Raw genomic sequence first — 12027 nt, forward strand, 5'->3', positions numbered from 1 at the left:
ATATATAAAAAATTGATGAAAAATAAACAAAAAATATTTAATATAGAAATTGATAATCTTTCAATGAGTGAAACGCTTGAGGTAATTAATAATTCAATTGATAATAAAACACCTTTATTACATATTGTTGTAAATGCGGCAAAACTTGTTAATATGCAAAAAGACTCTGCTCTTTATGAAAGTATAAAAAGTGCGGATATTGTTAATGCAGATGGAATGGCTGTTGTATGGGCGGCTAAGTTTGTTGGAAAAGAACTGAAAGAACGGGTTTCTGGAATTGATTTATTTGTTAAGTTAGTTGAGAATGCACATTTAAGAAAAGAGAAAGTGTTTTTGTTAGGAGCAAGAGAAGAAGTTGTAAAAATAGTAGCAGAAAAATTTCAAATGCAATATGGCAAGGATATCATTGGAGGGTATAGAAATGGTTATTTTAAAAAAGGAAATGAAAAAGAAATTATAGAGCAGATTAGAGATAGTGGGGCTACATATTTGTTTGTTGCAATAAGCTCTCCTTTTAAAGAAATTTTTCTCTCTACATACAAGAAGGAATTGAGTGAATTAGGATTTATTATGGGAGTTGGGGGAAGTTTTGATGTTGTATCAGGTAAAGTTAAGAGAGCTCCTTTGTGGATGCAAAAAATTGGAATGGAGTGGTTTTATCGCTTTTTGCAAGAACCCCGAAGAATGTGGAAAAGAAGTTTTATAGATAATGGAAAATTTATAGGACTTGTAATTAAAGAAAAGTTTAAAAAATAATGAAACGTATACTTATTACAGGAGCAGCAGGATTTTTAGGATCACATTTATGTGATCGTTTTATCGAAGAAGGTTTTCATGTAATTGGAATGGATAATCTAATTACAGGGGATCTAAAAAATATAGAACATCTTTTTCAATTGGAACATTTTGAGTTCTATAATCATGATGTAACTAAGTTTGTTCATGTTCCTGGAGAGTTAGATTATATATTGCACTTTGCATCACCGGCAAGTCCGATTGATTATTTAAAGATACCTATTCAAACTTTAAAGGTAGGGTCTTTAGGAACACATAATTTATTAGGATTAGCAAGAGTTAAAGGTGCAAGAATTTTGATTGCATCTACATCTGAGGTATATGGGGATCCTTTAGTTCATCCCCAAACAGAAGAATATTATGGTAATGTTAATACGATTGGACCAAGAGGAGTTTATGATGAAGCTAAAAGGTTCCAAGAGTCTATTACGATGGCGTATCACACTTTTCATGGGGTAGAAACAAGAATTGTTCGTATCTTTAATACTTATGGACCTCGAATGAGGTTAAATGATGGAAGGGTAATTCCTGCATTTATAGGACAAGCGTTAAGAGGAGAAGATTTAACGGTTTTCGGTGATGGTAAACAAACCAGGTCTTTTTGTTATGTAGATGATCAAGTAGAGGGGATTTATAGATTGCTTTTTTCTGATTATAACTTACCAGTTAATATTGGAAATCCCGATGAAATATCAATACTTGACTTTGCAAAAGAAATAATTCACCTTACGAATAGTACACAGAAAATTATTTTTAAAGATTTGCCAATAAATGATCCAATGCAACGTTGTCCTAATATTGAAAAAGCTATAAATTTATTGGATTGGAAACCAAAAGTTTCAAGATCTCAGGGAATGTTAGCAACATATAATTATTTTAAGAATTTTTCTGATTCTGATTTATTAAAAGAAGAACATAAAGATTTTTCTAAATTTATATATTAATGCAAAATAAAAAAACAGGACGTTATTCATATCTTATTCGTCCAGCTATGATATTAGTTGATTTATTAATAATAAATTTTTTAGCTAATTATTGGTTTTCATTTTTAGACAATAAAGGGATAGGGTATTATAATATATTACTTTCTATCTCTTGGATAGCTGTATCTTGGGGGTCTGGTTTTTATGATGTCTATAGACATACAAGAGTAGTTCGTGTTTTAGAAAAAATATTTAAGCAATTTGTACTACAGTTTATCTTAGTTAGTGCCTTAAATGGCTTTGTAGGGCGATTTGCAGAACCACAAGAGTTAATAGCATTTGGTTTTTCTTCATTAGTAGTTGTCAGTTCTTTTAAATTTTTAGTTTTATTTATTTTAAAGTATATACGAAGGGTATTAGGGGGTAATTTTAGAAATATTCTACTGGTAGGTAGAGGAAAAGAAATAGATTCTTTAAAGAAAGTATTAGTAAAAAGAGAGGATTTAGGGTATCGTATTAGTAAGGTTTTTGATAATGTAGAAGAAGAAAATTTAGAGGAGATAAAGAGTTTTGTTTCATCAAATGAAATTGATGAAATCTATATACAATTTTCAATTGTTCAAAAAGATGATTATCACGAATTATTAGAATTGGCAGATAATAATTTTATAACCGTTAAATATGTACCTTCTCAAAAACAACTTTTAAGCCATAATTTTTCTTTGGAATATTATGATGTTGTTGCGGTCGTTCCAAGGAGAATTATACCACTTGATAAGTCCTATAATAAATTCTTCAAGAGAGTTTTTGATTTAGTTTTTTCAACTTTAGTAATTGTTTTTATTCTTTCGTGGCTTGTGCCACTGATAGCAATTTTAATTAAAAGTGAATCAAAGGGACCAGTTTTCTTTAAACAAATGAGAACAGGTTTAAATGATGAAGAATTTGCTTGTTTGAAGTTTAGATCAATGCAAGTAAATGAAGATTCAGATAAAAGACAAGCAACAAAAGGAGATTGTCGTATTACGAAAATAGGAGCTTTTTTAAGAAAGACAAGTTTAGATGAGTTTCCACAGTTTCTAAATGTTTTTGTAGGAGATATGTCAATGGTTGGTCCAAGGCCTCATATGATTGTTCATACGAAAATGTATTCAAAACGGGTCAATCGTTTTATGCTTCGACATTTAGTAAAACCAGGAATTACAGGAATGGCTCAAACACATGGTTATAGAGGAGAAATAGAGACAAATAGAGATATTGTAAATAGATTTAAGTATGACTTATTTTATTTAGAAAATTGGTCTATTTTTTTAGATTTAAAAATAATCTACTTAACTGTATATAATGTTTTTAAGGGAGAAAAGAAAGCTTATTAAAGAAAGCCACTAATATGTCTGTTAGTGGCTTTTTTATTATTGTATACTCTTCGTTATTCCTTAATTTATATTTATTTTTGAGACATAATTACAAACAACACACACAAATGAAAATTTTATTACTTGGTTCTGGAGGACGTGAACATGCTTTAGCGTGGAAAATGTTACAGAGCAAAAAATGTGAAGCACTATTTGTAGCTCCAGGAAATGCGGGGACAAGAGATATTGCTACAAATATTGATGTTAATCCAAATGATTTTGAAGCTGTTAAAAAGACAGTTTTAGAAAAGCAGATTGATATTGTTATTGTTGGACCAGAAGACCCTTTGGTAAAAGGCATTGTTGATTTTTTCAAAAATGATCAGGAAATCAAAAATATTCCTGTTGTTGGACCTTCACAAAAGGGAGCGCAATTAGAGGGTAGTAAAGATTTTGCAAAAGAATTCTTGATCAAACACAATATACCAACAGCAGCATATCAAAGTTTTACAAAAGATACTGTAGAAGAGGGGAAAAAGTTTTTAGAAACATTAAAAGCACCTTATGTATTAAAAGCAGATGGTTTAGCTGCAGGAAAAGGAGTTGTTATCTTAGAAAATTTAGACGATGCAAAATTAGAATTAGAGAATATGCTTGTTGATGCTAAGTTTGGAGATGCAAGCTCTAAGGTTGTAATCGAAGAGTTTTTATCTGGTATTGAACTTAGTTGTTTTGTATTAACAGATGGTAAGTCTTATAAAATGCTTCCAACAGCAAAAGATTATAAAAGAATAGGAGAAGGAGATACAGGCTTAAATACAGGTGGTATGGGAGCTGTTTCACCAGTTCCATTTGCAACAGATGAGTTTATGCAAAAGGTTGAACAACGTATTGTTATACCTACTGTTAGGGGACTGCAAGAAGATGATCTCGATTTTAAAGGATTTGTATTTATTGGTTTAATAAAAGTAGGAGAAGAACCTTTTGTAATTGAGTACAATGTACGTATGGGAGATCCCGAAACAGAAGTTGTTATGCCAAGGATAAAGTCTGATGTGGTAGAATTATTTGCTTCATTGGCAAATCAAGAACTTGATCAAGTGGAATTAGAAATAGATAATCGTACAGCTACAACTGTAATGTTAGTTTCTGGAGGTTATCCTGAAGATTATGAGAAAGGAAAAGTAATTACTGGTTTTGATAAAGTAGAAGGTTCTATCGTTTTTCACGCAGGGACAACTATGAAAAATAATGAAGTAGTTACAAATGGAGGAAGAGTTTTAGCTGTAACATCTTATGGAAATAGCTACGAAGAGGCATTAAAAAAATCTTACCAAAATATAGACAAGCTAAATTTTGATAAGATTAATTATCGTAAAGATATTGGATTTGATCTTTAAAAACCTACTATTTTAAAAATGAGTGGGCTGTAGTATCTTGGTCGTCTTCATTAGTTGATTTGAAAATCTGAAGTTGTTTTAACCAAAACACAAAGAAATAGCAAGTGATAAGAATGAATACCCAAGTAAGGATATTAGCAGCCCACCAATTTTCTAATTCTAATTTTGCAAAAAAGTCCATTGGTATAAAAAGAACTTTTTCAAATAGGAACCCAAGTCCGTTAAAAAATGAAGTCATCGTACTTTATTTTAAATTAAATAAAATTATTTTATCAATCCGTTTTTAAAGAAAAACCTCTCAAATGAAAAGTTTTATCTTTATTATCTACAAAAATATAAAATATATAAATGTTAGCAAGTATTTTTAGTAAAACAAAACCAATTAATTACATCATACTTACTCTTTTAATCTTGATTATTAGTGTTTTGTACTTATTTATAGATCAAGAACATCTTATTTGGACAAGGTTTGAAGTAGTTAAGAGAAGTGTTTTGATAGGAATGCTGTTGTTAATGATGTATTTATCACAGTTTATTGTAACAAGAAATAGATTGGTAAAAGATAATGCTTATGTTCCTCTGTTATTTGTATCATTCTTGATGTTATTTCCAACAGTATTAGGACATAGTAGAGTAATAGTATCAAGTTTCTTTATAATGCTTGCTCTTAGAAGATTATTCTCTTTACATTCTTTAAAGCAATCGAAAGAGAAAGTATTTGATGCATCGTTGTGGATATTTGTTGCAGGGTTATTTCACTTTTGGAGTGTTTTATATTTCCTATTGTTGTTTTTTGCAATAACTTTTTTTGGGTCAAAAGATTATAGAAATTGGTTTATACCAATAATAGCTTTTTTTACAGTTACTGTCTTTTTATCTCTTTATCTCTTAATAAATGATATTAGTTATATTGATTGGTTTTGGTCGAAGTGTAAAATAAGTTTTGATTTTATGTATTTTGAAAATATATATCAAAATATTGCATTAGCAATTTTTGTATCAATATCACTTTTGTTCTTTGTAAGTCAGGCTACAAGTATTTCTTCTAAGCCATATAATATGCAAAGCACCTATAAGAAAATGTTGTTATCTTTTCTTATAGGCGTTGCAATTTATGTGATTTCTGCTGATAAAAATAACGGGACCTTGCTATTTACTTTTTTTCCACTATCATTACTTGGAGCAAATTACATTGAGAATTTGCCACAAGCCTGGAGAAGAGAAGCAGTTGTTTATAGTGTCTTTTTTATCGGATTATTCTTTTATGTTACGCAGATTATCTTATAGCTTATGGCCATAAGCTAAATCTCCTGCATCTCCTAAACCAGGAACGATGTAATTGTGGTCATCTAATTTTTCATCTAAAGTAGCTACCCATAAATTAACATTATCAGGTAAGTTTTCTTCTAAGAATTGAATCCCTTCAGGAGCAGAAATTACTACAGCGATGTGTAATTCTTTTGGAGTTTCTTCTGCCATTAATTTATTGATTACGGCAACTAAAGATTGACCTGTAGCAAGCATAGGATCAATTAAAATAAGAATTTTGTCTTGGAATGAAGGAGCAGCTTGGTACTCTACTAAGATTTCACTTGCCTCTCCATGTTTACCATGACGTCGATAAGCAGATACAAATCCGTTTTCTGCGTTATCGAAAAAGTTCATAAATCCTGTGTGTAGAGCAAGACCTGCACGAAGGATAGAACATAAAACGACATTGTCTTCAATACAAGTTGTGTGTTTAATTCCTAAGGGAGTTTGAACAGCAATATCCTTATAAGGAAGCTTTTTACTCAATTCATAAGCCATGATTTCTCCGATACGCTCAATGTTTTTTCTAAAACGCATACTATCTTTTTGTACGTTTACGTCGCGTAGTTGAGCTAAGAAGTGATTTAAGATACTGTTCTCTGCTGAAATATAGTGAATTTTCATATGGGTATAATTAGTACCATAAAAGTATAAAAACTATATTTGTAAATAAAATTATTCATATGTTTTCAGAGTTAGCATTTCCAATATTCGAAGAGAGTATACGCGATTATCATAAATATGACAATGTAGATCAGCCAATTAGCAATCCTTATCCAAAAGAAGATATTAAACATCTTTTATACTTAAAAAACTGGATAGATACTGTTCAATGGCATTTTGAGGATATTATTCGTGATCCAAAGATTGATCCAGTAGCAGCATTAGCTTTAAAAAGAAGAATTGATGCTTCAAATCAAGAACGTACTGATATGGTAGAGTTTATTGATAGTTACTTTTTACAAAAGTATAAAGATGTTACAATTAAAGGAGATGCAAAAATTAACTCTGAGAGTCCTGCTTGGGCTATAGACCGTTTATCAATTTTAGCATTGAAAATTTATCATATGAATGAAGAAGCAACAAGAGTTGAAGCTTCACAAGATCATAGAGATAAATGTCAGGTTAAATTGGATGTTCTTTTAGAGCAAAAGAAAGATTTAACTACTGCTATTGATGATTTATTAAACGATATCGCTAATGGTGATAAGTATATGAAAGTATACAAACAAATGAAAATGTATAATGACGAGGAATTAAACCCTGTATTATACCAAAATAAGAAATAATCATATCTTTGATATAAAATATTGAAAGCGTGAATTTTTCACGCTTTTCTTGTTCATAAACAAATTAAGATTGACGTGGCAAATTTGAAACATATTTTAATTTTTAGGTTGTCTGCAATGGGGGATGTTGCAATGACTGTTCCTGTTGTAAGAGCTTTAATTTCACAACATAAAGATATTCGTGTAACTGTGGTTTCAAGACCGTTTTTCAAACCGTTTTTTAAAGGGATTGATCGTGTTGATTTTTTCCCTATTGATGTAAAGAAGAGACATAAAGGATTTGTAGGTCTAATTAGGTTATATCGTGATTTATCGAAATTAGAAGTTGATTACTTTGCAGATTTTCATAATGTATTGAGGTCTCAAATAGTCCGCAATTTGTTTAAATTAAAGGGAACAAAGGTTGCAGCACTCGACAAAGGGAGAGAAGCTAAAAAGGCATTAGTTCGCGCTGAAAACAAGGTTTATAAACAGGTACCAACAATGTTTTCAAATCATTTAAATACTTTAAAACAATTAGGTTTTATTGTTAATTTAGATAATCCAGAGTTTCCTCCTATTTCAGATCTTTCTCCAGATCTATTACAGTATGTAAAAGAAAAGGATACTTATTGGATTGGTATTGCTCCTTTTGCACAATACCCTTCTAAAGTTTATCCATTGGATTTAATGCAGAAAGTCGTTGATACTTTAGCAGAAAGAGAAAAGTCAATTATCTTTTTATTTGGGGGAGGAGAAGAAGAAATAGCTCTTTTAAATCAATTGAAAAGAGATAATTACAATGTAATTGTAATGGCAGGGAAAGTAAAGTTTGACGTGGAATTGAACTTAATACAACATTTAGATGTTATGCTTGCAATGGACTCAGGAAATGCTCATATTGCAGCTATGTTAGGTAAAAAAGTAATAACTTTATGGGGAGCTACACATCCTTTTGCAGGTTTTGCACCTTTTAATCAACCTTCAGATTATTGTTTAACAGCCGATAGAGAGAAGTATCCTCTTTTACCTACGTCTGTTTACGGAAATAAAGTTGTTGAAGGTTATGAAGATGTGATGAGAACGATTGATCCTATAAAAGTTTGTGAGAAGATTATAAAAGTAATTAAATCAGATAATTAAAAGTATTTTTGAATTCAAAATGAATGAGATGAGAATAGAAGATTATATTAGAGATATTCAAGATTTTCCAAAAGAAGGTATTGGATTTAAGGATATTACTCCTCTTTTAAATGACCATGCAGCTATGGTTGAGACTACCAAACAGTTATTAGAACTTATTGGTGATCAAAAAATAGATAGAGTTGTTGGTATGGAGAGTAGAGGTTTCTTTTTTGCAACTTTATTAGCTGAGAAATTGGGGGCTGGTTTTGTTCCTGTACGAAAACCTAAAAAACTCCCTTTTGATACTATTTCTGAAGAATATAGTTTGGAATATGGAACCGATATTTTAGAGATGCATGCAGATGCTATAAAACCAGGTGAAAAAGTATTGATTCACGATGATGTTTTAGCTACTGGAGGAACAGCTGAAGCTGTGTGTAAATTAGTAGAAAAATTAGGTGGTGAAATTGTTCAAGTTAATTTTTTAATGGAGCTTTCTTTTCTTCATGGTCGCAATAAGTTAGCGAAATATGATGTAAAAAGTTTACTTACTTACTAATATAATCTAAATTTAGATAGTTTAAATCCTTTCGTAAGGCCTTGTTTTATTGGGTTTTATGAAAGGATTTATTTTTTTATAAAAATAGTTGCATATTTAAAAAATAATTGCAAACCTTTGTTTCAGCTAATTAAATAGCTAAAAATAAAATGATGAAAACCAATTCAAATAGTATTTACACTTTGAACAGCATTGCTCCTGCAATTGTTGTGGTTTTCGCTATTCTTACTTCGCGGTCTTCGCGGTCACGGGCTTAATTTTTCAAGTCTTTTTTAATGTGATGCTTTTTTGGCATCATATCTGTATATATATCATCGAATTTTAACATTGTTCAACTACCCTAAAGGAGTTCTTGTATCCAAGAATTATTTCTTTTTTTAGGCTTTTTGAATACTAATTCTCTGTTTTTGAAATGAATTCAAATCAGTTTTTCGTTATTCCTGCGAATGAATCTCACGTAGGATATGCTGAACAAATTTGCGAAGAAATGGCGCAATCTGCATTAGCCAGAGGTACTGGTATTGCAAGAAGAAAGCCTGAGTATGTAGCCAACAAAATGATTGAAGGTAAGGCTGTTATAGCACTTCATGTTGATGGAACGTGGGCTGGTTTTTGTTATATAGAAACGTGGAGTCATGGAGATTATGTTGCTAATTCAGGTTTGATTGTTAATCCGATTTTTAGAAAAGAAGGCTTAGCTAAAGCAATCAAAAAAAGAGTTTTTGAATTGTCTAAAAGTAAGTATCCTAAAGCAAAAATATTTGGTTTAACAACTGGTTTCGCAGTTATGAAAATTAACTCTGAGTTAGGGTATGAACCAGTACCATATTCAGAATTAACACAAGATGAAATGTTTTGGAAGGGCTGTGAAAGTTGTGTCAATTTTCAAATTTTGAAAAGTAAGGAAAGAAACAACTGTTTGTGTACTGCAATGCTTTATAGTCCTGAAGCTAAGGAAAAAGAGATACGAAATAAGATTGACCAGAAAGCAAAAGCTAAGGAACGTTTGAAACGTATGCAGAAGAAATATTCTCTTTTGAAAAGATTGCAAATGCAATTGAAAAAAACAGTCAAAAAAACACATCTATTTTAATTTTTAAACAACACAATCATGAATAATAAAAAAGTAGTTTTAGCATTTAGCGGAGGTTTAGATACAAGCTTTTGCGTAATTTATTTGAAAGAAGAACTGGGATATGAAGTACACTCTGTTGTAGTAAATACGGGAGGTTTTTCGTCAGAAGAAATGAAGGCAATTGAAGAAAAGGCCTATGCATTAGGTGTAGCATCTCATACAACAATAGATGAAACAGAAGATTACTATAACGATAGTGTTAAGTATTTGATCTTTGGAAATGTTTTAAAGAATGCAACATATCCATTGTCAGTAAGCGCAGAACGTGTTTGTCAAGCTACGGCTATTGCTAACTATGCTAAGAAAATTGGTGCAGAAGCAGTTGCTCATGGTAGTACAGGCGCTGGAAATGACCAAGTGCGTTTTGATATGATATTCAATATTTTAGTACCTAATGTACAGATTATTACTCCGATTAGAGATTTAAAATTAAGTAGAGAAGAGGAGATTGCATTCTTACAAAAAAATGGCGTTGAAATAAACGCTGAAAAAGCAAAATATTCAATTAATAAAGGTTTATGGGGGACTTCAGTAGGTGGAAAAGAAACCCTAACTTCTAATTTATATTTACCTGAAGAAGCATGGCCAACACCTGTTAGCAAGTCAACTCCAGAAACTGTGGAGATTGAGTTTGAGAAAGGGGAGCCAGTAGCATTAAATGGTAAAAAAATGAAACCTACTGAGGTAATTCAACAATTACAAGATTTAGCTCAACCTTTTGGTATTGGTAGAGATATTCACGTTGGTGATACAATTATCGGAATCAAAGGAAGAGTTGGTTTTGAAGCAGCAGGACCTGTTATCCTTGTAAAAGCTCACCATACTTTAGAAAAACATACGTTGACTAAATGGCAATTAAGTTGGAAAGAACAGTTGGGTTCTTTTTATGGTAACTATTTACACGAAGGACAGTTTCACGATCCAATTATGCGTGATATGGAGGCTTTCTTGACCAGTACACAACAAACTGTAAGTGGTAAAGTGATCGTTGAGTTGCATCCATATCGTTTCGTAGTTGTAGGTATCGAATCTGAACATGATTTAATGTCTAACAAATTTGGTAGTTACGGTGAGATGAATAATGCTTGGTCTGGAGAAGATGTAAAAGGGTTCTCTAAGATATTTGGTAACCAAGTAATGATTTGGCATAAAGTAAATAACACAAACCAAGAGTAATATGCAGAAGGTAAAAGTTGGAATAGTAGGTGGTGCTGGCTATACGGGAGGTGAATTATTGCGTTTGTTACTTATTCATCCAGCAGTAGAAATAACCTTTGTACATAGTAAAAGTAATGCGAATAAGCCTGTATATGAAGCTCATGCTGACTTATTTGGTGATACTGATTTAGTTTTTACAGATGAGTTAAATCAGAAGATGGATGTACTATTTTTATGTTTAGGACATGGTGATTCAAAAGTTTTCTTACAAGAGAATCTAATTGACAAACACATTAAGATTATTGACCTAAGCCAAGATTTTAGATTGCATGAAACAGCAGGTGAGTTTGTCTATGGATTACCGGAGTTAAATAAGGATAAGATTAAGGAAGCTAATTATATAGCAAACCCTGGTTGTTTTGCCACAGCAATTCAGTTAGCATTATTACCTTTAGCTAAGGTAGGTAAGTTAGGAGATGCCCTTTACATCAATGCATTAACGGGATCTACTGGTGCAGGACAACGACCTTCAGCATCTACACACTTTAGTTGGAGAGCAAATAATATCTCTGTCTATAAAGCTTTTACTCATCAGCATTTGAATGAAATAGGAGAGAGTTTAGCACAACTACAACCAAACTTTAATCAAAATATTAAGTTTATTCCTGAACGTGGTGATTTTACAAGAGGGATTTTTGTTAGTGTAGTGTTAGAATCTAAAGATACAATAGAAGAATTATTACAGCTATATAAAGACTATTATCAACCTCATCCTTTTACTCATATTAGTGATAAGGGAATAGACTTAAAGCAAGTAGTAAATACAAATAAATGCTTGATATCAATAACAAAACACGGTGATGATGTATTGATAACAAGTACAATTGACAACCTGTTAAAAGGAGCAAGTGGACAAGCAGTTCAGAATATGAACTTGCTTTTTGGATTGGATGAAAAAACAGGGTTACAATTAAAAGCTTCGGCTTTCTAAAAAGAGA

Annotated in this window: 13 protein-coding genes; 11 read left to right on the top strand and 2 right to left on the bottom strand. The window is 31.4% G+C overall.

The genetic code is table 11. The annotated features are described in order from the left end of the window. Positions 1-15: 15 nt before the first annotated feature. The 4 genes from GQS07_RS04465 to purD all read left to right on the top strand — a co-directional run bounded on the left by GQS07_RS04465 (position 16) and on the right by purD (position 4473). Complete coding sequence (locus tag GQS07_RS04465; RefSeq protein WP_158209793.1) at positions 16-756, top strand: WecB/TagA/CpsF family glycosyltransferase; 741 nt, start codon at positions 16-18, stop codon at positions 754-756. Further along, positions 756-1739 carry a UDP-glucuronic acid decarboxylase family protein gene (locus GQS07_RS04470; RefSeq protein WP_158209794.1) on the top strand — a complete coding sequence of 328 codons (984 nt, stop codon included), beginning with the start codon at positions 756-758 and terminating at the stop codon, positions 1737-1739. The genes GQS07_RS04465 and GQS07_RS04470 overlap by 1 nt, the downstream gene beginning before the upstream one ends. Further along, positions 1739-3094 (top strand): exopolysaccharide biosynthesis polyprenyl glycosylphosphotransferase, encoded by a 1356-nt coding sequence (locus GQS07_RS04475; RefSeq protein ID WP_158209795.1) that lies wholly within the window; start codon positions 1739-1741, stop codon positions 3092-3094. The genes GQS07_RS04470 and GQS07_RS04475 overlap by 1 nt, the downstream gene beginning before the upstream one ends. 107 nt (positions 3095-3201) lie before the next feature. Next, entirely contained in the window at positions 3202-4473 is a 1272-nt protein-coding gene (gene purD, locus GQS07_RS04480; RefSeq protein WP_158209796.1) for a phosphoribosylamine--glycine ligase, read from the top strand. Positions 4474-4480: 7 nt separating this feature from the next. On the opposite strand, the gene GQS07_RS04485 is transcribed toward purD, so the two are convergent. Then, a complete protein-coding gene (locus GQS07_RS04485; RefSeq protein WP_158209797.1) occupies positions 4481-4711 on the bottom strand; it encodes a DUF6341 family protein in 231 nt (76 codons plus the stop codon). A gap of 110 nt (positions 4712-4821) precedes the next feature. Here GQS07_RS04485 and GQS07_RS04490 point away from each other — a divergent pair, with 110 nt between their 5' ends. Further along, positions 4822-5760 carry a DUF6427 family protein gene (locus GQS07_RS04490; RefSeq protein ID WP_158209798.1) on the top strand — a complete coding sequence of 313 codons (939 nt, stop codon included), beginning with the start codon at positions 4822-4824 and terminating at the stop codon, positions 5758-5760. On the opposite strand, the gene upp is transcribed toward GQS07_RS04490, so the two are convergent. Beyond that, entirely contained in the window at positions 5755-6408 is a 654-nt protein-coding gene (gene upp / locus GQS07_RS04495; protein WP_090404709.1) for a uracil phosphoribosyltransferase, read from the bottom strand. The two genes, GQS07_RS04490 and upp, sit on opposite strands and share 6 nt — an antisense overlap. A gap of 59 nt (positions 6409-6467) precedes the next feature. On the opposite strand from upp, the gene GQS07_RS04500 reads away from it, so the two are divergent. The 6 genes from GQS07_RS04500 to argC all read left to right on the top strand — a co-directional run bounded on the left by GQS07_RS04500 (position 6468) and on the right by argC (position 12020). Continuing rightward, positions 6468-7073 (top strand): DUF4254 domain-containing protein, encoded by a 606-nt coding sequence (locus GQS07_RS04500; RefSeq protein ID WP_090404712.1) that lies wholly within the window; start codon positions 6468-6470, stop codon positions 7071-7073. Positions 7074-7148: 75 nt separating this feature from the next. Then, positions 7149-8195 (top strand): glycosyltransferase family 9 protein, encoded by a 1047-nt coding sequence (locus GQS07_RS04505; protein ID WP_158209799.1) that lies wholly within the window; start codon positions 7149-7151, stop codon positions 8193-8195. Positions 8196-8223: 28 nt separating this feature from the next. After that, positions 8224-8736 carry an adenine phosphoribosyltransferase gene (locus GQS07_RS04510; protein ID WP_158209800.1) on the top strand — a complete coding sequence of 171 codons (513 nt, stop codon included), beginning with the start codon at positions 8224-8226 and terminating at the stop codon, positions 8734-8736. Positions 8737-9148: 412 nt separating this feature from the next. Further along, entirely contained in the window at positions 9149-9829 is a 681-nt protein-coding gene (locus tag GQS07_RS04515) for a GNAT family N-acetyltransferase (RefSeq protein WP_158209801.1), read from the top strand. Positions 9830-9847: 18 nt separating this feature from the next. Continuing rightward, entirely contained in the window at positions 9848-11047 is a 1200-nt protein-coding gene (gene argG, locus GQS07_RS04520) for an argininosuccinate synthase (protein WP_158209802.1), read from the top strand. Position 11048: 1 nt separating this feature from the next. Continuing rightward, positions 11049-12020 carry an N-acetyl-gamma-glutamyl-phosphate reductase gene (gene argC, locus GQS07_RS04525; protein ID WP_158209803.1) on the top strand — a complete coding sequence of 324 codons (972 nt, stop codon included), beginning with the start codon at positions 11049-11051 and terminating at the stop codon, positions 12018-12020. Positions 12021-12027: the final 7 nt, after the last annotated feature.

Origin of the sequence: Myroides phaeus, from assembly GCF_009799805.1 — a bacterium.
GTDB lineage: Bacteria > Bacteroidota > Bacteroidia > Flavobacteriales > Flavobacteriaceae > Flavobacterium > Flavobacterium phaeum_A.